21 protein-coding genes are annotated in these 25,988 nt (G+C 46.5%); 16 read left to right on the top strand and 5 right to left on the bottom strand.

The features are described 5' to 3' along the window. Positions 1-397 precede the first annotated feature (397 nt). The 4 genes from LMH68_RS09045 (at position 398) to LMH68_RS09030 (ending at position 4,363) form a co-directional block, all read left to right on the top strand. On the top strand, positions 398-664 hold the full coding sequence (locus tag LMH68_RS09045) for a DUF4212 domain-containing protein (protein WP_010435433.1): 267 nt from the start codon (positions 398-400) through the stop codon (positions 662-664). A gap of 10 nt (positions 665-674) precedes the next feature. Beyond that, entirely contained in the window at positions 675-2,378 is a 1,704-nt protein-coding gene (locus LMH68_RS09040; protein ID WP_017062715.1) for a sodium:solute symporter family protein, read from the top strand. A 200-nt stretch (positions 2,379-2,578) separates the two neighbouring features. Further along, positions 2,579-2,965, top strand: coding sequence for a hypothetical protein (locus tag LMH68_RS09035; RefSeq protein WP_229647412.1), 387 nt, complete (start codon positions 2,579-2,581; stop codon positions 2,963-2,965). 12 nt (positions 2,966-2,977) lie between these two features. Further along, a complete protein-coding gene (locus tag LMH68_RS09030; RefSeq protein WP_017062713.1) occupies positions 2,978-4,363 on the top strand; it encodes a class II fumarate hydratase in 1,386 nt (461 codons plus the stop codon). A gap of 117 nt (positions 4,364-4,480) precedes the next feature. Here the strand turns inward: LMH68_RS09030 and LMH68_RS09025 are convergent, their stop codons facing one another. Both LMH68_RS09025 and LMH68_RS09020 read right to left on the bottom strand, forming a co-directional pair. Beyond that, entirely contained in the window at positions 4,481-7,912 is a 3,432-nt protein-coding gene (locus tag LMH68_RS09025; protein WP_136974344.1) for a PAS domain-containing hybrid sensor histidine kinase/response regulator, read from the bottom strand. Between the two features lie 118 nt (positions 7,913-8,030). After that, the gene (locus LMH68_RS09020) at positions 8,031-9,227 is read right to left on the bottom strand and encodes a 3-phenylpropionate MFS transporter (protein ID WP_229647411.1); all 1,197 of its coding nucleotides are present in this window, start codon (positions 9,225-9,227) and stop codon (positions 8,031-8,033) included. Between the two features lie 232 nt (positions 9,228-9,459). On the opposite strand from LMH68_RS09020, the gene LMH68_RS09015 reads away from it, so the two are divergent. The 9 genes from LMH68_RS09015 to fis all read left to right on the top strand — a co-directional run bounded on the left by LMH68_RS09015 (position 9,460) and on the right by fis (position 19,248). Next, positions 9,460-11,292, top strand: a complete 1,833-nt coding sequence (locus LMH68_RS09015) for a DUF294 nucleotidyltransferase-like domain-containing protein (protein WP_017071170.1) — start codon at positions 9,460-9,462, stop codon at positions 11,290-11,292. A 10-nt stretch (positions 11,293-11,302) separates the two neighbouring features. Beyond that, positions 11,303-11,935, top strand: a complete 633-nt coding sequence (locus LMH68_RS09010; RefSeq protein WP_017062708.1) for a 3'-5' exonuclease — start codon at positions 11,303-11,305, stop codon at positions 11,933-11,935. Between the two features lie 218 nt (positions 11,936-12,153). Next, a complete protein-coding gene (acs, locus tag LMH68_RS09005; protein ID WP_229647410.1) occupies positions 12,154-14,103 on the top strand; it encodes an acetate--CoA ligase in 1,950 nt (649 codons plus the stop codon). A 322-nt stretch (positions 14,104-14,425) separates the two neighbouring features. Continuing rightward, positions 14,426-14,875, top strand: a complete 450-nt coding sequence (gene aroQ / locus LMH68_RS09000) for a type II 3-dehydroquinate dehydratase (RefSeq protein WP_010435475.1) — start codon at positions 14,426-14,428, stop codon at positions 14,873-14,875. Between the two features lie 74 nt (positions 14,876-14,949). Next, positions 14,950-15,402 (top strand): acetyl-CoA carboxylase biotin carboxyl carrier protein, encoded by a 453-nt coding sequence (accB, locus tag LMH68_RS08995; protein ID WP_017062707.1) that lies wholly within the window; start codon positions 14,950-14,952, stop codon positions 15,400-15,402. A 15-nt stretch (positions 15,403-15,417) separates the two neighbouring features. Next, positions 15,418-16,761, top strand: a complete 1,344-nt coding sequence (gene accC, locus LMH68_RS08990; protein WP_017062706.1) for an acetyl-CoA carboxylase biotin carboxylase subunit — start codon at positions 15,418-15,420, stop codon at positions 16,759-16,761. A 170-nt stretch (positions 16,762-16,931) separates the two neighbouring features. Continuing rightward, on the top strand, positions 16,932-17,819 hold the full coding sequence (gene prmA / locus LMH68_RS08985; RefSeq protein ID WP_017055901.1) for a 50S ribosomal protein L11 methyltransferase: 888 nt from the start codon (positions 16,932-16,934) through the stop codon (positions 17,817-17,819). A gap of 140 nt (positions 17,820-17,959) precedes the next feature. Next, positions 17,960-18,928: a tRNA dihydrouridine synthase DusB gene (gene dusB, locus LMH68_RS08980; protein ID WP_032546269.1), complete on the top strand. Its 969-nt coding sequence runs from the start codon at positions 17,960-17,962 to the stop codon at positions 18,926-18,928. Positions 18,929-18,951: 23 nt separating this feature from the next. Next, positions 18,952-19,248, top strand: coding sequence for a DNA-binding transcriptional regulator Fis (gene fis / locus LMH68_RS08975; RefSeq protein WP_004729744.1), 297 nt, complete (start codon positions 18,952-18,954; stop codon positions 19,246-19,248). An 88-nt stretch (positions 19,249-19,336) separates the two neighbouring features. Here the strand turns inward: fis and zntR are convergent, their stop codons facing one another. Continuing rightward, positions 19,337-19,777, bottom strand: coding sequence for a Zn(2+)-responsive transcriptional regulator (gene zntR, locus LMH68_RS08970; protein ID WP_017062704.1), 441 nt, complete (start codon positions 19,775-19,777; stop codon positions 19,337-19,339). A gap of 325 nt (positions 19,778-20,102) precedes the next feature. Here zntR and purH point away from each other — a divergent pair, with 325 nt between their 5' ends. Both purH and purD read left to right on the top strand, forming a co-directional pair. Next, on the top strand, positions 20,103-21,713 hold the full coding sequence (purH, locus tag LMH68_RS08965) for a bifunctional phosphoribosylaminoimidazolecarboxamide formyltransferase/IMP cyclohydrolase (RefSeq protein ID WP_229647409.1): 1,611 nt from the start codon (positions 20,103-20,105) through the stop codon (positions 21,711-21,713). 282 nt (positions 21,714-21,995) lie between these two features. Continuing rightward, a complete protein-coding gene (purD, locus tag LMH68_RS08960) occupies positions 21,996-23,285 on the top strand; it encodes a phosphoribosylamine--glycine ligase (RefSeq protein WP_017062702.1) in 1,290 nt (429 codons plus the stop codon). 181 nt (positions 23,286-23,466) lie between these two features. Here purD and LMH68_RS08955 read toward each other — a convergent pair whose 3' ends face one another. Together LMH68_RS08955 and hupA are read right to left on the bottom strand one after the other, a co-directional pair. After that, complete coding sequence (locus LMH68_RS08955) at positions 23,467-24,165, bottom strand: DUF1481 domain-containing protein (protein ID WP_017063655.1); 699 nt, start codon at positions 24,163-24,165, stop codon at positions 23,467-23,469. 47 nt (positions 24,166-24,212) lie between these two features. After that, entirely contained in the window at positions 24,213-24,485 is a 273-nt protein-coding gene (gene hupA / locus LMH68_RS08950) for a nucleoid-associated protein HU-alpha (RefSeq protein ID WP_004729753.1), read from the bottom strand. A 270-nt stretch (positions 24,486-24,755) separates the two neighbouring features. Here hupA and LMH68_RS08945 point away from each other — a divergent pair, with 270 nt between their 5' ends. Next, positions 24,756-25,907, top strand: a complete 1,152-nt coding sequence (locus LMH68_RS08945) for a CNNM domain-containing protein (protein ID WP_017062700.1) — start codon at positions 24,756-24,758, stop codon at positions 25,905-25,907. Positions 25,908-25,988: the final 81 nt, after the last annotated feature.

Here is a 25,988-nt window from a genome sequence, read left to right as displayed (position 1 = left end):
TATAAGCATGTTGATCTTCTGCCGTTTAGCAAGGCACGGTCGGTGAAAGTGCCGTTGTTACTATAACAAACTTATGTTTCGCTTCGTGTCATAAGCAGGGCTAAATACCGTTTCTCGGTCATTTAGTTGTTAAATTTTATGACTCGCAGTCTAATTCATCCCTTTTTGTTAGACCTTTGGCTAATTTAACAACATTTTAACATCACATTTTTCTATGATTATGTCTCCTAGCTCCCATATTTCAGTACATTAGCGCTAATACCATCCCGACTAAAGTTGCACAGATCCCTTGACTTATCCTTGCTACATTCTAAATCGTAACATTACGTTAACACGCTATTTTACAAAACGGTTTCACAAAAACAGTTTCTACGAAAACGGAATAAAGGAGAAGGCAATGGCGTTCGAATCTACGGAACATGCTCAAGCCTACTGGAAGGAAAACTTGGGAATTATGGGAACACTGCTCGCGGTCTGGTTTGCGGTGTCTTACGGCGCTGGCATCTTATTTGTGGATGCCCTCAATACCGTTCAGTTTGGCGGGTTCAAGCTAGGATTTTGGTTCGCTCAGCAAGGTTCGATATACACCTTCGTGGCGCTGATATTTATTTACGTTGTCCGCATGAATGCGCTCGACAAAAAATACAACGTACAGGAAGACTAGAGGCTAGAACATGGATATTCAAACTTGGACGTTTATTCTCGTCGGTATTACTTTCGCGGTATATATCGGCATCGCAATCTGGGCTCGTGCAGGGTCTACTAGTGAGTTCTACGTTGCTGGCGGTGGTGTACACCCAGTAGCAAACGGCATGGCGACCGCCGCTGACTGGATGTCGGCAGCATCATTCATCTCAATGGCAGGTATCATCTCATTCGTTGGTTACGACGGTGCGGTTTACCTAATGGGTTGGACAGGTGGTTATGTACTACTTGCGCTATGTTTAGCACCTTACCTACGTAAGTTCGGTCAGTTTACGGTTCCTGATTTCATCGGTGAGCGTTACTACTCGAAAACGGCACGTATGGTAGCGGTATTCTGTGCAATCTTCGTATCGTTTACGTACGTTGCAGGCCAGATGCGTGGTGTGGGCGTTGTATTCTCTCGTTTCCTAGAAGTTGATATTAACCTAGGCATCATCATTGGTATGGGTATTGTGTTCTTCTACGCAGTACTAGGTGGCATGAAAGGCATCACTTATACGCAGGTAGCTCAATTCTGTGTCCTCATTTTCGCCTTCCTTGTTCCAGCAATCTTTACCTCAATCATGATGACAGGTAACCCACTTCCACAAGTTGGTATGGGCTCTACGCTATCAGGCACAGATGTTTACCTTCTTGATAAACTGGATGGACTGACCGAAGAACTCGGATTTACCGCCTATACCGAAGGTAACAAGAGCATGGTAGATGTATTCTTCATCTGTGCGGCTCTAATGGTCGGTACTGCGGGTCTTCCACACGTAATCATTCGTTTCTTCACGGTACCAAAAGTACGTGATGCTCGTATCTCAGCGGGTTGGGCACTACTGTTCATCTCATTGCTATACACAACAGCACCAGGCGTTGCAGCATTCGCTCGTGTAAACATGATCGAAACAATCAACGGCCCTGACATGCAAGGTGTCGCTGCAGCGGACGCACCAAGCTGGTACAAAAACTGGGAAAGCACTGGCCTAGTAGGTTGGGAAGATAAGAACGGCGATGGCAAAATGTTCTACTCGGGCGATGAGCGCAACGAGATGAAGATTAACCGTGACATCATCGTACTGGCTTCTCCAGAGCTAGCGAAACTACCAAACTGGGTTGTAGCACTGCTTGCAGCCGGTGGCCTAGCAGCCGCACTATCAACAGCCGCGGGTCTACTATTGGTCATCTCAACGTCGATTTCACATGACTTGTTGAAGAAAGGCTTCAGACCAAACATGACCGACAAGCAGGAGCTGTTAGCCGCTCGTCTGGCAGCCATGGTCGCGATTGTCGGTGCCGGTTACTTAGGTATTAACCCACCAGGCTTTGTAGCACAGGTAGTAGCGTTTGCCTTCGGCTTAGCCGCAGCATCCTTCTTCCCAGCGATTATCCTAGGTATCTTCTACAAGAAGATGAACAAGGAAGGCGCAATTGCAGGTATGTTGTCAGGTATTGCCTTCACAGCAAGCTACATCATCTACTTCAAGTTCATTAACCCAGCAGCAAGCACACCTGAAAACTGGTGGTTTGGTATCAGCCCAGAAGGCATCGGTACGCTAGGTATGTGTCTAAACTTCGTAGTATCGATTGCTGTAAACAAAGTAACTGCTGAAGTACCACAAGATGTACAAGATATGGTTGAGAACATCCGTTACCCGAAAGGTGCAGGTGAAGCTCACGACCACTAAGCACGACCATTAAACAAAGATGTTTAGCAAAAAATGAATCAGTACTTACATTGTAGGGATTAGGTACTGACTCCAGAAAGCCGATACTTCGTGTATCGGCTTTTTCTTTTTCTGCTCACTTTATAAAAAGATAAACAAAGGGTTGTTTTTAAAATTTTATTTGATAATAATTATCATTAACATCCAATAAAGAGATGCAGATGATGATGAAAGAGCAGCAGGTTCTCTATTCGAGATTTTACAAAGCACAGGATCGCTTTGCTTCATTAGAACAAGTTCAAGGCCATGAGCCGTTTGTAATTCGAGAGTATATCGAGTGTGCACTGACGCTTTCGGCTTACTATGAAAAGCATACCGCTCAAGAAAACATCTTGTTGTGCGAGCTGTATCTACGCCAAGTTTTCTTTCATTTGATTGAAGCGATTGAGTCTCCTCAGCGCAGTTTCGCCTTTCGTCATATCTGCCTAGACTCTATTCACTCACCACTATTTTATTTGAAGCGCCACTACTGCCAGCAACCTCAAGGCCAAGCGCGTTTTTTGAATCTCAGCCAAACACTACAACAAGTCCAAGCCCCACTTGGCTAACAAGGATAGAACATGACCCTACAATTTCGGATTGAAAAAGACAGCATGGGCGAAGTGAAAGTCCCTGCCGATGCGCTATACCAAGCACAAACTCAGCGTGCAGCGGATAACTTCGCGTTTAGCTCTCACAAGATGCCGACCAGTTTTATTCAAGCACTGGCGTTAATTAAACAGGCAGCGGCAGATACCAATGCTCAGTTAGGTCTACTGGAAGGTGATATTGCCAACGCGATAGCCGAAGCCAGCCAAGAGATCATTGAGGGTAAACACCTCGATCAATTCCCTATCGATGTCTACCAAACCGGTTCAGGTACCAGTTCCAACATGAATGCCAATGAAGTGATTGCTACGCTTGCCTCAAGAAGCTTGCAAGGCGACGTGAACCCCAATGATCACGTCAACATGGGCCAAAGCAGTAACGATGTGGTGCCAACCGCAATTCAAGTGAGCGTTGCTTTGATGGCTGAAAATAAGCTATTACCTGCATTAACTCACCTTTCTGAAGCACTCACCATCAAACAACAGGAACTTGCGGAGGTCGTGAAGACCGGCCGCACTCATCTAATGGATGCGATGCCAATGACCTTTGCTCAAGAGCTAGGTGGTTGGAAATTTCAGATAGAACACGCTAAGCAAGCAATAGAGAACACCCTGCCCGCTATCAAGGCTTTAGCACAAGGTGGTACTGCGGTTGGAACAGGGATCAATGCTGACCCACGCTTTGCCGATAAGTTTGCGAGTAACCTGTCTCAATCGACAAAGATCAGTTTTAGCTCGAGTGAAAACTTCTTTTTTAGCCTCAGCAGTCAAGACGCGATCGTTGCGCTGTCAGGTCAGCTCAAAACGGCAGCAGTTGCGATCATGAAGATCTCAAACGATCTTCGCTGGATGAACTCTGGGCCGTTGGCTGGCTTAGGGGAAATTGAATTACAGGCTCTACAACCAGGCTCATCGATCATGCCTGGCAAGGTAAATCCTGTGATTCCAGAAGCTGCAGCTATGGCGGCGGCGCAAGTCATTGGCAACGACACCACCATTACCGTAGCCGGACAATCAGGTAACTTCCAACTTAATGTGATGCTGCCAGTGATTGCTCATAACGTGTTGGAAAGTATTGAGTTATTGGCAAACAGCTCAGTCGCTTTAGCGGACAAAGCCATCGCGACCTTCACGGTACGCCAAGACAATCTCGATTTGGCACTGTCAAAGAACCCAATCCTAGTGACCGCACTTAACCCTGTGATTGGCTACTTGAAGGCGGCTGATATTGCCAAGAAAGCTTACAAAGAAGGCTTACCAATTCTGGATGTCGCAGAAAGAGAAACCGATCTTAGCCGAGAAGAGCTCAGTAAACTGCTTGATCCAACCACACTGACACAAGGTGGCATTGCTGGTTAGTTATTGAATTAACAAGCGAATCGGCGTTCGCAAAAAAAACAGAGACAAAAAAGGCCTCATCTGAGGCCTTTTCACTATCCGCTCACGAACGTACTAATCCGAGCCTGTTAACCCAAACTAGCTCACTCGATTCAAGACCGCTCTTAACTTAAGTGGCTTCACTGGCTTGGCAATAAAGCGAAAGCTGTTGGCCTTTATCGCTGCCAACATGTCATCGGTTCTATCGGCACTAATGATGACCCCTTCAAAAGAGTCTCCGAGGCGCAAGCGACACTGCTGCAGGACTTCGAGACCCGTTCTGCCATTATCTAAACGGTAATCAGAGAAAATCACATCAGGTAGCCAACCCTCATCTAGGCACTGCAAGCTTTCGACCAAATCAACCGCCGTCTTAACCTCACAGCCCCAACGTCCGATCAGGTTTTCCATACCGACTAAGATTTCTCGTTCATTATCGACACACAATATCTTGAGATGTTCGATGTCGCTGGTCGCCATTGGCGTCGAAGCTTGCACAACTGGAGCCACTTTTTCCGCTCTAGCTAAAGTGATGGAAAAGACACTGCCTTGCCCCGGCCATGAGCGCATCGAAATTTGATGGCCAAGCACATGAGCAATACCTTTCGAGATTGCTAACCCTAACCCCAATCCTTGATCGGCTCGTACTTGGCTGCCACGAGTAAACTCTTCAAAGATTTCTTGTTGCTTGTCTTCATCGATACCGGTTCCATTATCCCACACATCAATTCGAACCTGTCCATTGACTCTTCTCGCACCCAGTACCACTTTCCCTTCCGGGTTGTAGCGGAACGCATTGGTCAAAAAGTTCTGAATCACACGCCTCAACAGCTTAGGGTCTGAATGAATGAACAATGACGACGGAATCATCTTAAACTCAATTTTCTGTTGTCTCGCTAGAGCGCTAAATTCCGCGTTCAAATTGGTTAATACGTCATGCACGGCAATCGCGTGAATGTTGGTTTCTAACTTTCCGGACTCCAATCGAGAGATATCTAGCAAGTCACCAATCAAATCTTCTGCGGCGCCAAGTGCACTCTCGATGTGAGATGACAATTGCTTCACCTCTTGCTCTTTTGCCACCTCAGACAGTGACGAAGCAAATAGACGTGCGGCATTGAGCGGCTGCATCAAATCGTGGCTTACCGCGGCTAGAAAACGACTCTTAGATTGTGATTCTTGATCCGAAATCTGCGTGGCTTTTACCAAGCGATGATTCAGTTTTTCGAGCTCTTGAGTTCGCTCATGCACTCTCGATTCCAAGCTTTCATTGGCATCTTTTAGCGCTTGCTCTGCTTGTCGGAATACCGTGATGTCGGTAAAGCTCATCACAAAACCACCACTTGGCATTGGGTTACCTTGCACCTCAATCACTCGGCCATCAGGACGAATACGAGAAGAGGTGTGTCGAGTGCCTTGCTCAAGGTGATAAACACGGCGGCGAACGTGATCTTCCGGGTCACCTGGGCCACACAACCCTTGCTCGGCATTATGACGAATCACGTCTGAAATGGGTCGCCCAACCTGAATCAAACCCGCAGGGAATTCAAACAATTCTAGGTAACGCTGATTCCATGCAACCAGCCTCATTTGTTTGTCGATTACTGCGATGCCTTGGCCAATATGTTCAATCGCGCCTTGCAGTAAACCGCGACTGAAGTCGTACAGCTCCGAGGCTTCATCAACGATGGTCGCGACTTCTTCAAGCTGCATGTTTCTTCCCTGCAAAGCAGAAGTAAGTACTAACTTAGCAGATGAAGCACCGAATACACCGGCGAGCACGCGCTCTGCGTGTCGAATCAGACTCGCAGGCGCTTGTTGATTAGGAAGCAGCGGCTGCCCGTGTTGTTGCCAATAGCTGTGTAAAGCACTTTTCGCACGCTTACGGCCCACAAAACGCGACGCCAGCATCTCTAATTCAGCGACCGTCACTCGGTTCTGGTAAAGGCTGATATTCTCGTTTTCAGGCAGCGGCGTGCCAACAAATGCTGCTGATTGTAAGCGCTCACTTAGGCTTGGGCGAGTCGTCATCGAAACCACGGCATAGCACAAGGTATTAAGTACAATACTCAGCACAATGCCCCAGTTTGAACTGCTGATATTCCAGCTACTGAGCAGTTCTGGCGGCGTGATAATCCACAGTAAAAGGTTACTTTCACTGTCGCCAGCCAACATGCTGGTTTGGCTCATCAAGGTAATCAGCCAAATCAACGAGCCCACCATTAAGCCGACATACACGCCCTTGCGGTTACCCGGGCGCCAGTACAAACCACCAATAAGTGCTGGCGCGAATTGAGCAATCGCAGCAAAGGAAAGAAAGCCAATCGCTGACAGTGAATGGATGGTATCGAGCGCCTGATAAAACAGCCAAGCACCCAGTAACAGCAGTAAAATTAGCCCGCGGCGAATCACCAATAGCAGGCCAGAAAAGTGTCGATGGGTTCTTTGAGTTAGGCGCATACGGCGCAGTAACAATGGCATCACTAAATCATTCGACACCATGATCGCCAAGGCGATGGTCGACACTATCACCATGCCACTTGCCGCAGACGTACCACCAAGGAAAGCCAGCAAGGCAATGTGATTAGCGCCTTCTGACATTGGCACACTGATCACATAGGTATCCGCTGGCATACCAGTAAGTAGTCCTTGTCCTGCCCAAGCAATTGGCAGCACGAACAGTCCCATCAAAATCAGGTAAAGCGGAAACAACCAACGAGCGGTATGCAGGTCTTGAGGACGTTCGTTCTCTACCACCATGGTATGGAACTGGCGTGGCAGACAGACAATCGCCAACATGGTCAAAACGGTATGAATAATTAAGGTCGGAATATTGGGTGATTCGTAGGTGGAAGCCGCCACATCAAGCAAGTCGATCTTGTCGCTGCTCATCGCCAGATACATGATGAATAGGCCAACGATCAGGAATGCCGCGAGCTTAACGATGGATTCAAACGCCACCGCCATCATCATACCACGGTGATGCTCTGTGTTATCAATGTGTCTTGTACCAAACAGCATGGTGAAAATAGCCAAAGCACCGACCACAAACCAAGACACATGATAGTCCTGATAACCGAAGTCAGCCGCTAGGTTGGGTGCAACAATATCCAACCCCATGGTAATACCACGCAGTTGCAGAGCAATATAAGGAAGGATACCAACCACGGCGATAACCGTCACCGCCACCGCTAAGCCCTGAGATTTTCCATAACGAGCCGCGATAAAGTCGGCAATGGAGGTGATATGTTCCCGCTTCGCAATCAGGATCAGCCGCGCCAAGATCCGCCAGCCTAGTGTAAAGACTAGAATCGGGGCGAGGTAAATGGGTAAAAAAGACCAAGGGTTGTTACTCGCCTGCCCGACCGTTCCATAGAAGGTCCAAGAGGTACAATACACGGCAATCGAAAGGCTATAGATCCACGGGCGCCAACGCGATAGCCAACGAACCTGCCTGTCTCCATACCAAGCGATCAGAAATAACACGCCCAAGTAGGCTAAAGAGACTGGAATTACTATCCATCCTTGCATTGAAAACCCTTTTTTCATCCATAAAAAAACCTCTCCATAAGGGAGAGGTTTCATTTAACTAAGGATGGGTGATTAACTCAATCGCATCGCTTAAATTCTGTGCTTTAGACTCTAATTATCAGCATTTGCTGTGAGATTCTGACTGTTCCGAATCTGATTGATTAATCTCAACCACTGAACTTCTTTCATCCAACTTAATGAACAGAGCAAGTGCACCCATTGCAGCCATGCCCCAGAAGATATTTGCGCCCCAAAGCTCATAACCCCAACCACTTAAGGTGGTCATCAGTGCAATAAAGGCACCTAATGGAATCGCGTTATACAGGGCTTGTAGCGCAACCATCTTGTTTTGTTCTTCAGATTGGATGTATTGAATCGCGGCGATGTGTGCCATGGCAAATGTCACACCGTGCAGCAACTGCACCATCACCAGTGCAAAAATCGCCGTGGTTGATGCGGTTATACCCCAACGCGCCATCACCCCAATAGCCGCGACGACAAACAAAGTACGCAGTGACCAGCCTGAGAATAATCGCTTACTCAGAGCAAATACGGCCACTTCAGCAACAACACCTAAACTCCACAAATAACCGATGATAGCTTCTGAGTGACCCGCTTCTTTCCAATAAATCGCACTAAAACTGTAGTAAGCCGCATGACTACCTTGCAGCAGCGCCATCAAGGCTAAAAACTTTACCACTGACGACTCACGCAGCAGTTCACCTAGTTTTGGTCGCGCCGCTTGTTGCTCAGATTGTGTTACTGGCATCACATTGGGGTTTCTCATCGCAAGAATCAATGACAGCAACACACCGGCAAGCGCAGTATACAAAATCATGTCAGTGCCGAATTGTGCCACCAAATAGCCAACAACCGTTGAACCTGCGATAAAGGCAATTGATCCCCAAAGACGAGTTCGGCCGTAGTCGAACATTTTCAAACGACTGTAATGGTTAGCCATCGCATCAGAAAGAGGAATGATCGGCCCACAACAGAGGTTAAACAGTACCGTTGCCAACAACATCAGTATAAAGCTGCCACCGGTGAAGAAGTGGAAACCGACAAACAGCAGCGCAGCGAAACTCAAACAGCGTAGCGCTGGCATCAAGTGTTCCACTTTATGGATACGCGGCGTAATCACTAAGTTGGCCACACAACGAGTCGCAAAGCCGATACCAATCAATACGCCAATATCACCAGCAGACACGCCTTGGTCTTCAAACCACAACGCCCAAAATGGCAAATACACGCCATACGCAAAAAAGAAACCAAGAAAATACTGAGAGATCCAGCCATAGGGTGAAGGGCTAAACATAAATGACCTATAAAGTGTGCGGAAAAAGGCAGCACCAATTATGCCTATCTCGCATACGATGAAAAAGGGAATTATTACTGGGATAGTATTCCCATATTCAATGGGTCTGGATATCGCATTTCAACAAGAGATTTCACGCTCATCAATACTCATACTCGCATTTAGACTAAAGTCGTCTGGAGCTTCGCTGGTATTTTGTCAGACTGATTAAAGACTCCCATTTCTTCTTGTGATGCTTATGCCTGACAAATTTAATATGCAGCACCCGCCCTTCGATAGCCTGTCCGACGCCGAACAGTTGAAGCTTCGCTCTTCATTAGACGTGGTGTATTACCGCTCTCAAGAAGTGATACTGGAAGCTGAAAGGCCGAGCCGACACCTGCATATTTTGATCAAAGGAGCTGTTGAAGAGCGCGCGAGCAGTGATGGTGAGATTTACGCACACTATGCCAATGACGATATTTTTGATGTCCGCAGCCAGTTTGAACCCCACACCAAACACCAATATATCGCACTCGAAGATACATTAAGTTATCTGCTGCCCACCGATATTTTTCTTGAGCTTTACCACGCCAATGGCCAATTCGCTGCCTACTTTGATAGCAACCTATCAACACGAAAAGCTTTGATAGAAGCCGCCCAGCAGCAACAGAATCTTGCCGAGTTTATATTAACCAAAGTGGATGACTCTATCTATCACCCACCACTGATACTTGAACCAAACCAACCGATCAACCAAGTCACTCAAACCCTTAAAGAACAAGGGTTAGACTCGGCCCTAGTCCATTTGGAACATAATGATCCAAAAGCTTTTGGATCATCATGTTCCTTGCCGTATGGAATCGTCACTCGAACCAATTTATTGCATGCTGTGATGCTCGATAATTTCACACTGGATGCGCCTGTCGGTGAGATCGCAACGTTTCCGGTGATGCACGTGAACCAAGGCGATTTCTTATTTAACGCCATGATTACCATGACCAGAAATCGAGTAAAAAGGTTGATGGTTTGTGATGGTAAAAATGCGGTCGGCATGGTGGATATGACACAGATTCTCAGTGCATTCTCCACACACTCCCACGTTCTTACTTTGCGTATTGCGCGCGCCACCAGCGTTGAAGAATTGGCAATGGCATCCAACAAACAACGTCAACTGGTCGAGAGCTTGCTCAGTAATGGGATTCGCACACGCTTTATCATGGAGCTGATTTCTGCGGTCAACGAACAGATCATAGAGAAGGCTTTTGAGTTGGTGATCCCACCTGCACTGCATAATCATTGCTGCCTAATCGTGTTGGGTTCTGAGGGGCGTGGAGAGCAAATTCTCAAAACCGATCAAGACAACGCTCTGATTATTCAAGATGGTTTGGAATGGCATCAATGCCAAAGTGCCATGAACGACCTCACCCATACCCTTCAACAATTGGGTTACCCACTGTGCCCGGGCAACGTAATGGTCAACAATCCGAAATGGGTGCATTCAGAACAAGAGTGGAAACAAACCCTCACCCATTGGGTAAAAAAAGCCACGCCAGACACCGTGATGGATATCGCGATCATGGCAGATGCACACGCAGTAGCGGGGAATAGAGAGTTATTAAAACCTGTAAAGCAGCACCTCAGTGATTTAATGCTCGGACAAGAATTGATTCTGACGGAGTTCTGCCGCCCGGCGCTGAACTTCTCAGTTCCCCTGACCCTGTTTGGTAATGTGAAGCAATCTAAGTCCGGACTCGATATCAAACAAGGCGGTATTTTCCCTATCGTGCATGGTGTGAGAGCGCTTTGCCTAGAACATGGTGTCACGGTCAACAACACCTTCGAACGCATTGAGCAGCTGGTCAGCAAGAAAGTATTAGAGCAAAGTACTGCCGATAATCTCAGTGAAGCACTCAAGCAATTCTTTAAGTGGCGCTTAGCCCAAAGGCTTTCTCAGCAGCACAGCAGCAACAAGATTAACGTCAAACTGATGGAACGAGCAGACAGGGATCTGCTTCGTCATAGCCTGCACGTGGTGAAGAAATTCAAGCAATGGCTCGGCTACCACTATCAGATACGGGATTAGGCATTGAACGATGAATAGGTTGGTTCGCTATTACTGGCATCACAAGCTCAAAGGCTCCCTCTATCAGCCTCTGTTTACTGCGCCTATTGATCATGAATATGTATCGCTCGATTGTGAAACCACCAGCCTAGATCCCAATCAGGCAGAATTAGTTACCATTGCCGCGACCAAGATCATCGGTAACCGAATCATTACCAGCCAACCTTTTGAAGTCCGGTTGCGCGCCCCCCAATCGCTCGATTGCAATTCAATAAAAATCCACCGTATCCGTCATCAAGATCTAAAGCACGGCATCGAAGAAAAACAGGCTTTAATCGAGCTACTGAACTTCATTGGAAATCGTCCTTTAGTCGGCTATCACATCCGCTATGATAAAAAAATTCTCGACCGCGCCTGTTTAAAACAGCTTGGATTTCCACTGCCTAACCGATTAGTCGAAGTGAGCCAACTCTATCAAGACAAACTCGAAAGACAGCTGCCCAATGCCTATTTTGATCTCAGTATGGACGCCATCTGTCGCCAACTCGATTTACCTATCCCGGTCAATAAACATGATGCATTACAAGACGCTATCTCCGCTGCGCTGATCTTTGTGCGCCTGAAACATGGTGACCTTCCCCGTTTCAACTCTTCTTATTCTTAATTCAACCACTGGCGCTTCACATAGAGAGCAACATCTCAAAATTGAACTTAACTCGCTATTTTGTAAGTGAAAAGCAGCGTCTCATCCTAAAGTCTAATTGTGGAAATCGCCGTCCTAGCCGAGAGTGATAACACAAAGACGGTTCTGTAATAGACCTAGAAACTGAACACAAAGGAAGTTGCCAGTTCATTAGGAATGTAGGCACAAGGAGAGATGCAATGAGTGAAGCCCACGTTTATCCGGTAAAAGAAAATATTAAATCAACCACACACGCGGATAATGACACTTACCTAGCCATGTACCAGCAATCTGTTTCTGACCCTGAAGGCTTTTGGGGTGAACACGGAAAAATCGTTGATTGGATCAAACCTTTCACACAAGTAAAAAACACCTCTTTCGACCCTGGCCACATTGATATTCGCTGGTTTGAAGATGGCACGCTTAACGTTTCGGCTAACTGTATCGACCGCCACCTTGCTGAGCGCGGTGATGAAGTCGCTATCATCTGGGAAGGCGATGACCCGGCAGATGATAAAACTCTAACTTTTAATGAACTGCATAAAGAAGTGTGCCTGTTTTCGAATGCTCTAAAAGAGCAAGGCGTGCACAAAGGTGATGTGGTTTGTTTATACATGCCAATGGTGCCAGAAGCGGCAGTAGCCATGCTGGCGTGTACCCGTATCGGTGCGGTTCACACAGTCGTATTTGGTGGTTTCTCACCAGAAGCACTGTCTGGTCGTATTATCGATTCAAATTCTAAAGTCGTTATCACTGCCGATGAAGGCGTGCGTGGCGGCCGTGCTGTTCCACTGAAAAAGAATGTCGATGAAGCACTGACGAACCCTGAAGTGAAAAACATCGAGAAGGTTGTTGTATTCAAACGCACTGGCGGTGATGTGGCATGGCACGAACATCGCGATGTGTGGTGGCACGATGCTATTGCTAATGTATCTGCAGATTGCCCACCAGAAGAGATGAACGCAGAAGATCCACTATTCATCCTTTATACGTCAGGCTCAACAGGTAAACCTAAAGGCGTTATGCACACCACAGGTGGCTACCTTGTTTATGCTGCGATGACCTTCAAATACGTATTCGATTACCAAGAAGGCGAGACTTTCTGGTGTACAGCCGATGTGGGTTGGATTACCGGTCACACATATCTTGTTTACGGACCGCTTGCTAATGGCGCAAAAACGATTCTGTTTGAAGGCGTGCCAAATTACCCGAACACCAGCCGCATGAGCGAAGTGGTCGATAAGCACCAAGTTAATATTCTTTATACGGCGCCAACGGCTATTCGTGCATTGATGGCGAAAGGCAATGAAGCCGTTGAAGGTACTTCTCGTGACAGCCTAAGAATCATGGGCTCAGTGGGTGAACCTATCAACCCAGAGGCGTGGGAGTGGTACTACAAAACAATCGGTAATGAGCAATCTCCAATTGTTGATACATGGTGGCAAACAGAAACGGGCGGTATCTTGATTGCACCGCTACCAGGCGCAACAGACCTGAAACCGGGCTCTGCAACTCGTCCATTCTTCGGTGTGCAACCGGCACTGGTTGATAACATGGGTAACATCATTGAGGGTGCAACAGACGGCAACCTAGTGATTCTTGACTCTTGGCCAGGCCAAATGCGTACCGTTCATGGCGATCATGACCGCTTCGAACAGACTTACTTCTCGACCTTTAAAGGCATGTACTTCACCAGTGACGGCGCTCGTCGTGATGAAGACGGTTACTACTGGATTACGGGGCGTGTCGATGATGTACTTAACGTATCAGGTCACCGTATGGGTACTGCTGAGATTGAATCGGCTCTAGTCGCGTTCGATAAGATTGCAGAAGCCGCGATTGTGGGCATCCCTCATGATATTAAAGGCCAAGCGATTTACGCTTACATCACGCTGAATGATGGTGAGTTCCCAACCGCAGAGCTTCATAAAGAAGTAAAAGACTGGGTACGTAAAGAGATTGGCCCAATTGCAACGCCAGATGTACTGCACTGGACCGACTCTCTACCAAAAACTCGTTCGGGTAAAATCATGCGTCGTATCCTGCGTAAAATCGCGACTGGCGATACAGGTAACCTAGGTGATACCTCGACACTGGCCGACCCAAGTGTGGTTGATAAGCTGATTGCCGAGAAAGCAGAACTGGCATAAGCAACCAGTCACAGCAGCTAATCACTGTTTAAAACAGCACTTTCTAAACCGTCACCTATGTGGCGGTTTTTTTATGGCTGATCTTGATCTCAAATATCCCGCCCCAAATTAAGGCTAAGACGCTTTTTTGTTAAGTTGGTAACAATTCCAAGCTGTATCAATATGAGATTAGACCAGTAAATTGCTGCGATTTGCGCTGAATTAGCTATAATCTGGTTCTAATTTTTAAATTTGGGTTTTTCTCACTGGAAATTAACCGCAAATTTTCAATAAAATGGCAACATTCACGTTCGTAAACACGATAAAGGAAGATAGCCCCACGATGTCTACAAAGTTTCGCATTCTAGTTTTAAATGGCCCAAACCTTAACCTGTTAGGCCTTAGAGAGCCTGCACACTACGGTTCTCAAACACTTGACCAGATTATTAGCTCACTGACCGAGCAAGCGAAAGCACACGATGTTGAGCTATCTCACTTACAGTCAAATCGTGAGTACGAACTGATTGAAGCTATCCATAGTGCTTATCAAAATGTTGATTTTATTATTATCAACCCAGCAGCCTTTACACATACCAGTGTGGCACTGCGTGATGCACTACTTGGCGTTGCCATACCATTTATTGAGGTTCATCTATCGAATGTTCACGCGCGTGAACCATTCCGTCACCACTCTTACCTATCTGATAAAGCAGAAGGTGTGATTTGTGGCTTAGGTGCCCAAGGTTATCAATTTGCTTTGACCGCTGCGCTCAGCAAGCTCAACTCAAAGTAAACATAAACAACGAACTATTACTAACCTACTCAGTCATAGAGTAAGTTCAATTAACAGATAAAGAGAAAGAAACAATGGATATTCGCAAAATCAAAAAGCTAATCGAATTGGTTGAAGAGTCTGGTATTTCTGAGCTAGAAATCTCTGAAGGTGAAGAGTCAGTACGAATCAGTCGTAACAGCACTGCACCTGTAGCACCTGTTCAATATGCAGCTGCTCCAGCACCTGTAGCGGCAGCAGCTCCTGCGGCGGCACCTGTAGCAGCAGAAGCAGCAGCTCCTGCAGTTCCAGCTGGTCACCAAGTTCTTTCTCCAATGGTTGGTACTTTCTACGGCGCTCCAAGCCCAGACGCAAAACCATTCGTTAAAGTTGGTCAATCTGTAACTGCTGGCGAAACGCTATGTATCGTTGAAGCAATGAAAATGATGAACCAAATCGAAGCTGATAAATCTGGTGTTGTAACAGCTATCCTAGTTGAAGACGGTCAACCAGTAGAATTCGACCAAGCTCTAGTAATTATCGAATAATAGAGAGCACTCATTATGTTAGATAAATTAGTAATCGCAAACCGTGGTGAGATTGCACTACGTATTCTGCGTGCATGTAAAGAGCTTGGCATTAAAACGGTAGCGGTTCACTCAACTGCTGACCGTGACCTTAAGCACGTACTGCTTGCAGACGAAACCATTTGTATCGGTCCAGCTCGTGGTATCGATAGCTACCTAAACATCCCTCGTATCATCAGCGCAGCTGAAGTTACAGGTGCAGTAGCTGTTCACCCTGGCTACGGCTTCCTATCTGAAAATGCAGACTTTGCAGAACAGGTAGAGCGCAGTGGCTTTATCTTTGTTGGCCCTAAAGCTGAAACCATTCGCATGATGGGTGACAAAGTGTCAGCTATCACGTCAATGAAAAAAGCTGGCGTACCTTGTGTACCAGGTTCTGACGGCCCTCTTGACGACGACGAAGCAAAAAACAAAGCGCACGCTAAACGCATTGGCTTCCCAGTTATCATCAAGGCATCTGGCGGCGGCGGCGGTCGTGGTATGCGTGTTGTTCGTTCTGAAGCAGAATTAACTGAAGCTATCGCGATGACTCGTGCTGAAGCAAAAGCATGTTTCAACAACGACATGGTTTACATGGAGAAATTCCTAGAAAACCCACGTCACATTGAAGTACAAGTGCTTGCAGATGGCCAAGGTAATGCTATCCACCTAGGTGAGCGTGACTGTTCAATGCAACGTCGTCACCAGAAAGTTGTGGAAGAAGCGCCAGCTCCAGGTATCACTGAAGAGATGCGTAAGTACATTGGCGAACGTTGTACTCGTGCATGTATTGAGATCGGTTACCGCGGTGCAGGTACATTTGAATTCCTATACGAGAACGGTGAATTCTACTTCATCGAAATGAACACTCGTATCCAGGTTGAACACACGATTACTGAAATGGTAACGGGTATCGACCTAGTGAAAGAACAGCTACGTATTGCAGCTGGTCAGCCTCTATCATTCACTCAGGATGACATTAAGCTGCGTGGCCACTCAATCGAATGTCGTATCAATGCTGAAGATCCAGTTCGTTTCCTACCTTCACCAGGTAAGATTGAACGTTTCCACGCACCAGGCGGCATGGGCGTACGTTGGGAATCTCACATCTACACGGGTTACACAGTGCCACCACACTACGATTCAATGATTGGTAAGCTGATCACTTACGGTGAGAACCGTGATGTTGCTATCGCTCGTATGAAGAACGCATTGGGTGAAATGATTGTTGAAGGTATTAACGTTAATACTGAGCTTCAACTGTCTATTATGAACGACGAAAACTTCCAACACGGTGGTGCAAACATCCACTACCTTGAGAAGAAACTTGGTTTGTCATAATCCGTTCGTTTAAGAACAGTCAAAATGCTCACTTCGGTGAGCATTTTTGTTTTTGAACCGCCGAAAAAATCAATCTTTAATCCCCATTATATTCCGTGGGGTTTTGGTGAATTTGCTCATATTTTCTGCTAGACTCGCCATCCAATTTTTCTCATATAGAAGATGCAGCCATGCCTTGGATTCAAATCAAGCTTAATGCTACCAATGAAAATGCCGAACAAATCGGCGACATGTTAATGGAAGAGACTGGTGCTCTTTCTGTAACTTTCCTGGATGCACAAGATACCCCTGTATTTGAGCCTCTGCCAGGCGAAACTCGCCTTTGGGGTGATACTGACATTCTCGCGCTTTACGACGCTGAGACTGATACTGGTGTCGTTCTAGCGCAGATTAAAGCAAGCAACATGTTCCCTGCAGACTTTGCTCATAAAGTAGAGCAAATTGAAGACAAGGATTGGGAGCGTGAATGGATGGACAACTTCCACCCAATGAAGTTTGGTGAGCGTTTATGGATCTGCCCTAGCTGGCGCGATATCCCTGAACCTGACGCTGTTAACGTAATGCTAGACCCTGGCCTTGCATTTGGTACAGGTACTCACCCGACAACGGCATTGTGTCTTGAGTGGCTTGAAGGCTTAGACCTTGCAGGCAAAACCGTGATCGACTTCGGTTGTGGCTCAGGCATCCTAGCGATCGCTGCGATCAAACTAGGCGCAGCAAAAGTTATCGGGATCGACATTGATCCTCAAGCTCTGCTTGCATCAAAAGACAACGCACAACGCAATGGCGTTGCTGAGCAACTAGAGGTGTTCTTGCCACAAGATCAACCGGAAGGTTTGCTAGCAGACGTTGTTGTTGCCAACATTCTTGCGGGTCCATTACGCGACCTTTCTGGCATCATCAAGGGCCTAGTTAAGCCAAATGGTGTACTTGCGATGTCGGGTGTTTTAGATACACAAGCAGAAGATGTTGCCACTTATTATCGTGATGAGCTTCACATTGATCCGATCATCGAACAACAAGAATGGTGTCGAATCTCAGGGCGCAAGCAAGGCTAGACAAGACTTTGGGCGCTAATTGACTGAAATTTAAACAAATTACAAAAACAAATTGTAAATGCTCAAATATTAGTCTTTTCACGCAGCGAAAAAATGCGTAAAATGCGCGCCCTTGCTGGTACAGAACTGTGATGACATTTTTGAAAATCGGAAATTATCAACTTAAGAACAATCTAATCGTCGCTCCTATGGCTGGCGTAACGGATAGACCATTCCGTGAGTTGTGTCTTCGCTACGGTGCGGGGATGGCAGTCAGTGAAATGATGTCCTCCAATCCGAAAGTTTGGAAAACGTCAAAGTCTCAGCAGCGTATGGTACATGAAGGCGAATCGGGCATTCGTTCAGTACAAATCGCTGGTGCAGATCCACAGCTTATGGCCGAGGCTGCTCAATTTAATGTCGATAACGGTGCGCAAATCATCGATATCAACATGGGTTGTCCAGCCAAAAAAGTGAATAAGAAGCTTGCGGGCTCAGCCTTACTGCAGCATCCAGAACTCATTGAAGACATTCTGAAAGCGGTGGTAAATGCTGTCGACGTTCCAGTAACGTTGAAAACGCGCACAGGCTGGGATACAGACAATAGAAACTGTGTCCAAATCGCGAAAATAGCCGAAGACTGCGGCATACAAGCTCTTGCGCTCCATGGAAGAACTCGCGCTTGTATGTACAAAGGTGAGGCAGAATACAAACACATTAAAGCAGCGAAACAAGCAGTATCTATTCCGGTTATCGCTAACGGTGATATCGATAGTCCGGAAAAAGCGAAGTTTGTGCTGGAGTACACCGGCGCTGATGCTTTAATGATAGGTCGACCTGCCCAAGGACGTCCTTGGATTTTTAACGAAATCCTACACTATTTGGAAAACGGCACCACGATGGACCCACTCCCGATTTCGGAAGTGAAAGACATCATGCTTGGTCATGTGCACGCTCTACATGAATTTTATGGAGAGTTTTTAGGCCCTCGCATCGCTCGTAAGCATGTGGGTTGGTATCTAAAAGAACATGAACAAGCGAGTGAGTTTCGCCGTACCTTCAACGCATTCGAAGCAGGTGATCTGCAGCTTGAAGCGCTAGAAGGTTTTTTTGATAACGTTGCACCATAATTACGAGAAGAGCTAGACCGAATATGTTCGAACAAAATCTGACTTCAGAAGCATTGACAGTAACTACAGTTACATCACAAGACCAAATCACGCAGAAGCCACTACGTGACTCAGTTAAAGCATCATTGAAAAATTACCTTGCTCAATTAAACGGTCAAGAAGTCAGCGAGTTATACGAATTAGTATTAGCTGAAGTTGAACAGCCACTACTAGACACTATCATGCAGTACACTCGCGGTAACCAAACTCGCGCAGCAACCATGATGGGTATTAACCGCGGTACTCTTCGCAAGAAACTTAAAAAATACGGCATGAACTAATCGTTCTTTCGTAATTTATTGAATTGAAAGCCAAGCTCATTGTTGAGTTTGGCTTTTTTTTGGCTTGTCGATCCGTGATAGTCGCTGATTACTCTCCAGTGCGACAGCAGCGACCTTTGTCGACGTTTGCTGAGTCCAAGGCTGCTAGAATCGAACAATGGCTTGCATCATCGTCTACGTGACCACAACACGCATCATTAATCTTTTTAAGTGCGGTGCGAATCTTAGTTAACTCGGTAATCTTCTCATCAATCATCTCTAGCTTTGCTGAGGTAATCGACTTCACTTCAGCGCAACTGTGCTGTGTGGCCTCGAGGCGAATCTCAAGCAATTCTTTAATCTCGTCCAAACTCAGCCCCAACGCTTTAGATTTGAGAATAAACGTCACCTGTTTCTGGTTATTTTCATCATATAGGCGATAACCCGAGTCACTGCGACTGGCTGGCGCGATCAGGTTATTCTTCTCATAAAATCGCAAGGTATCGGCTGTCACACCGCATCGCTTCGCTAATTCACCGATCTGAAACATGTTTTTTCCTACTGTTTCGTCCATTCCACAATTAACCTTATCGTTACTTTTCAGGCTGAAATGGCACTTTTCATAATTAATTTTGAGATGCCAAACGATTGCGCGAGCTTTTTTGTAATAAATTAGTTAGAATCTGCGCCATCAAATTTGGAGTTGGTTATCTTATAGCTTAATCATAAGACTAACCCAAAAGGTCTTTACCAAAACTGGCCAATATTTTATCTCTTACTGGTATCTAAGATAATCCACGCTAAGAAGATAGAAACAAGTTCTTTTTTGGCAAATATCTTTATTTTAACCCCATGAATTTGAGGAAGATGGAAGCATGAATAACGCTCGTCCAATTCGCCGCGCTCTAATCAGCGTATCAGACAAAACTGGTATCGTTGAATTTGCACAAGCTCTTGCTAACCGTGGTGTAGATATCCTATCTACCGGTGGCACTGCTCGCCTGCTTGCTGAAAAAGGCATCTCTGTTACAGAAGTATCTGACTACACTGGTTTCCCAGAAATGATGGATGGCCGTGTTAAGACTCTGCACCCAAAAGTTCATGGTGGTGTTCTAGGCCGTCGTGGCCAAGATGATGACGTGATGGAAACTCACGGTATCAACCCTATCGATATGGTTGTTGTAAACCTATACCCATTCGCAGAAACCGTTGCTAAAGAAGGTTGTACCCTTGCTGATGCTGTTGAGAACATCGACATCGGCGGCCCTACAATGGTTCGCTCTGCAGCGAAAAACCACAAAGACGTAACGATCGTTGTTAACGCACACGACTACGAGCGCGTTGTCGCTGAAATGGACACGAACGATAAATCTCTAACACTAGAGACTCGCTTCGACCTCGCTATCGCAGCATTCGAGCACACCGCTTCTTACGACGGCATGATCGCAAACTACTTCGGCACTATGGTTCCATCTTACGGTGCCTCTCTACTTGATGAAGAAGGAAAGAAGGCTGACGAAGAGTCTAAATTCCCTCGCACGTTCAACCAACAGTTCGAGAAAAAGCAAGACATGCGCTACGGTGAGAACAGCCACCAGGCAGCCGCATTCTACGTTGAAGCAAACCCTGAAGAAGCATCAGTTTCTACAGCTCGCCAGATTCAAGGTAAAGCCCTTTCTTACAACAACATCGCTGACACCGACGCAGCACTTGAGTGTGTGAAAGAGTTCGACCAGCCAGCATGTGTGATCGTTAAGCACGCTAACCCATGTGGTGTTGCACTAGGTGAAGACATCCTAGAAGCTTACGACCGTGCATTCAAAACAGACCCAACTTCTGCATTTGGCGGCATCATCGCTTTCAACCGTGAGCTAGACGCTGCAACAGCAACGGCTATCACTGAGCGTCAATTCGTTGAAGTTATCATTGCACCATCAGTTTCTGCTGAAGCAGTAGCAATCGTAGCGGCTAAGAAAAACCTTCGCCTACTTGAGTGTGGTGAGTGGACAACGAAGACAACTGGCTTTGACGTTAAACGCGTTAACGGTGGTTTGCTAGTTCAAGACCGCGACCAAGGCATGGTGTCTGAAGATGACCTTAAAGTGGTTTCTAAGCGCCAACCTACAGCTGAAGAATTGAAAGATGCTCTATTCTGCTGGAAAGTAGCGAAATACGTTAAATCTAACGCTATCGTTTACTCGAAAGGCGACATGACAATTGGTGTTGGCGCTGGCCAAATGAGCCGCGTTTACTCTGCGAAAATCGCAGGCATCAAAGCTGCAGACGAAGGTCTACAGGTTGAAGGCTGTGTGATGGCATCAGATGCATTCTTCCCATTCCGTGACGGTATCGACGCGGCTGCAGAGGCTGGCATCAAGTGTGTTATCCAACCGGGCGGCTCTATGCGTGATGACGAAGTTATCGCAGCAGCAGACGAACACGGCATGGCGATGATCTTTACGGGCATGCGTCACTTCCGCCACTAATTTCCTCTTCGTATTTGGCACTGTGGCGTCGTTAGCTGCTTTCGCCCACCCCGGTCACATAGCGGACTATGCTCCCGGGGATGGGCTCAATTGCTGCCTAGCCACATCACCAACTACTTTGAGCAAAACTTATAATTTTGTTTTTTAAATATTCCGATATTTGAAATACGTAGAGCAAGTCAGTGACTTTAGTTCAAGGAAAACACGCGGAGCTTATGACCATAAGTGAGCATGTTTGACACAGAAATAAAGGCTCTGAAGCAGCTATAAGGATTTTAAAACATGAATGTATTGATTATCGGTGCCGGCGGTCGTGAGCATGCACTTGGTTGGAAAGCGGCACAAAACCCAAACGTTGAAACAGTATTCATTGCTCCAGGTAACGCAGGTACTGCACTTGAGCCAAAACTAGAGAACGTAAACATCGGCGTTGAAGACATCGCTGGTTTAGTCGCGTTTGCTCAAGATAAAAAAATCGAACTGACTATCGTGGGCCCTGAAGCACCATTGGTTATCGGTGTGGTTGATGCATTCCGCGAAGTAGGTTTGCCAATCTTCGGCCCTACTCAAGCTGCAGCACAGCTTGAAGGCTCTAAAGCATTCACTAAAGACTTCCTAGCTCGTCATGATATCCCAACAGGTTACTACTCAAACTTCACTGAGATTGAGCCAGCTATCGCTTACGTTCGCGAGCAAGGCGCTCCTATCGTAGTGAAAGCTGACGGTCTTGCGGCAGGTAAAGGCGTTATCGTTGCGATGACCCTTGAAGAAGCAGAAGACGCAATCAAAGACATGCTAGCGGGCAACGCCTTTGGCGAAGCAGGCAGCCGCGTTGTTATCGAAGAGTTCCTCGAAGGCGAAGAAGCAAGCTTCATCGTAATGGTTGACGGCTCTAGCGTGCTTCCTATGGCCACCAGCCAAGATCACAAACGTGTTGGCGACAAAGACACTGGGCCAAACACGGGCGGCATGGGTGCTTACTCTCCTGCGCCGGTTGTAACTCCAGAAATCCACAACCGTATCCTTGAGGAAGTTATCTACCCAACGGTACGTGGTATGGACGCAGAAGGCGCACCTTACACAGGTTTCCTTTACGCTGGCCTAATGATCGATGCTGACGGCACACCTAAAGTTATCGAATACAACTGCCGCTTTGGCGACCCTGAAACGCAACCTATCATGATGCGTATGGAGTCAGACCTTGTTGAACTTTGCCTAATGGCTATCGACGAGAAGCTCGACGAAGCAGAATCGAAGTGGGATCCACGCGCTTCTATCGGTGTTGTTCTTGCGGCTGGCGGTTACCCTGCTGACTACGCAAAAGGTGACGTTATTTCACTACCAACAAGCGAAGTTGAAGGCCAAAAGGTTTTCCACGCGGGTACGACAAATAATGAAGCTGGCGACGTTGTGACAAACGGCGGTCGTGTACTTTGTGCAACAGCACTGGGCAATACGGTTTCTGAGGCTCAAGAGCGCGCTTACGCGTTGACGAAGCAAGTTAGCTGGAATGGTATGTTCCACCGCAATGATATTGGTTACCGTGCGATTGCGCGCGAACAAGAGCAGTAAACAATCTTGTTGCTCGCTTACTTTCCAATAACAGTAAGCAAATGACAGCAAGTGAATAACAGAAAAAGGCGCCTCAATAGGCGCCTTTTATTATCTCATTTACACAAGAATCTGTATTTGTACAGACAAATAGGCACTTGGCCTACAGTAGGCCAAATACTCTCAATCCTTTGATTACTCGCTATTCTTTCAACAATGATGGCCTAACGACACAATCATGGCTGTCTTCAGCCAGCATCAGTAACTCTTCCACGCTCATCTTACCCAGTGAATCACTGCCAAGAAACGCCGCATAGCTTTCCACAGACGCCAATCGGTCAATCACGAAGCCTGGCAAGGTCTGGTTAAATTCAATGCGATCAAACTCACCACCAGCGCACGTTTTAAAAGAGCTGCCATTCCAGTAACCCTGAATCAGCCTAAGCCCTTCATCATGCTGCTTCGTTGTGGTCTCTAGAACCGACGTCGCTTCTTTCTGATAGTTTTCAAGCTGCTTGGCTTGGATAGGTAAGATTTTGCTATCAATACGATACTGTTGATACACAGCTTCGCCTGACTTATTGAAACGCACATGGACTCGATAGGGAACCAGCTCATTAGAAGAGTTACGCTGCTCGCCTTCACGAATGAATTCACGAAGCACGCCTTCTGACCAAGCATAATCAGTTTGGTACCAGCCGTAATCGCCGACAGTGACGTAGTCAGCTGAAGTATGAGGTTGTGTTAGCTTGTTTGTAACCCAGTAGAAACTCGTCGCGTCGCCCATGACTTGGCCGCCAGTGTGAGTTTCAAATTGCTCTAGGTTTTTGCGAGGGCTTGTTGAAGAACAGCCAATAAGAAATGTAGATAATAGTGAAACGAGAAGAAATGCTTTTTTCATAAAAACCTGTACCGAGGTGGAATACGACTACCTCGGTACAGTTTAGATTATTTCACTGAATCTTTCAGCGCTTTACCTGCAACAAATGCTGGAACATTTGCAGCAGCGATTTGGATCTCATCACCAGTTTTTGGGTTACGACCAGTGCGAGCTGCACGGTGGTTTACTTTAAAAGTACCAAAACCAATTAGCTGAACTTGATCGCCATCTTTAAGAGCATCTGTAACACCGCCAAGAGTCGCTTCTAGAGCAGCTTTAGCTTGTGCTTTAGAAAGGTCCGCTTTTTCAGCAATAAAGTCGATTAATTGAGTCTTGTTCATTTTAGGTTTCCCTTCTTTGTATTTTTGAATTCAATTCACTCTAAAACATAAATGCCCCATCTGGCAAAGGTTTGTCGTCGATCTTTAGCTCTAATGCCGTAGTTTTAGCCATAATATGAGTAATAACTCACAATTTGTTACTGATTTTATTAAGCAAGCCCTTGTTTAAAAGGGGCTGAGAGCAAAATTAATGATGACCTAGCCACTACTTTTTCACTATAATCCACGCTGAATCGCTGCTAAAGCGTACAATTTAATTTAAGGGCAAACATGCTGCTGCTATCTATTTACGTCTCCATTGCTATTGGAGTTTCTTTCATTTGTTCTGTTTTGGAAGCTGTACTTTTGAGTATTAGTCCGAGCTACATTGCTCAACTAAAACAAAATGGGCACCCTGCAGCAGAGTCTTTAGACAAACTGAAAACAGATATTGACCGCCCGCTTGCGTCAATTTTAACGCTCAACACCATCGCCCATACTATCGGTGCTGCGACAGCAGGTGCACAAGCGGCTGTCGTTTTTGGTAGCCAATGGTTAGGTGTCTTCTCTGCCGTGCTAACGCTAGGTATCTTGGTATTATCTGAGATTGTTCCAAAAACCATTGGTGCAACCTACTGGCGTCAACTTGCTCCTGCTTCGGCAAGCGTGCTTCGTTGGATGGTGTTCTTCCTAACACCGTTTGTATGGTTCTCAGAACAGATCACCAAACGTCTTGCTCGTGGCCACCAAGCACCAAAAATGCGTGATGAGTTATCTGCAATGGCGATTTTGGCAAAAGAGAGCGGTGAATTTGCAGAAGGCGAGTCAAAAATCCTGAGCAACCTACTGGGTATTCAAGATGTACCCGTGACTCAGGTAATGACGCCGCGCCCAGTGGTATTCCGTGTTGATGCGGAAATGAGTGTGAATACGTTCCTAGAACAACATAAAGACACGCCATTCTCACGTCCGCTGGTTTACAGCGAGCAGAGTGACAACATCATCGGTTTTGTTCACCGCTTAGAGCTGTTTAGATTGCAGCAAGCCGGTTGTGGTGAGAAAGCTTTGGGTGAAGTAATGCGCCCTATCCACGTGTTGCTGAACAACATGGGCTTGGCTAAGGCCTTTGACCAGATGATGGCAAACCGCCTGCAACTGTCTTTAGTTGTGGACGAATACGGCACTATTCAGGGCATCATCACCCTAGAAGACATCTTTGAGCACCTAGTGGGCGAAGAGATTGTCGACGAAGCGGATAAGACGACTGACATGCAAGAACTGGCGTTCCAACGCTGGGAGAAGTGGAAAGAGACACACGGTGTTATCGAAAACCGCGATGACGAGGACGAGGAAGAAACTCCAGCAGACAACGACTCTTCAGATGCAAAATCAACGAATGACGACGACGCATCAAAAGATAAGGCATCAAAAGACAAAGTGTAGAACGAAGACAAAAAAGACGCTTAATCTAAATTTGATACCGTCAGATACCACAAAGGCTCCCTAGGGAGCCTTTGTTTTTAT

The organism is Vibrio sp. F13, assembly GCF_020806305.2.
Taxonomy (GTDB): domain Bacteria; phylum Pseudomonadota; class Gammaproteobacteria; order Enterobacterales; family Vibrionaceae; genus Vibrio; species Vibrio crassostreae_C.
The sequence above is the reverse complement of the archived record's forward strand: the minus strand, read 5'-3'. Positions and strand labels throughout refer to the sequence as shown.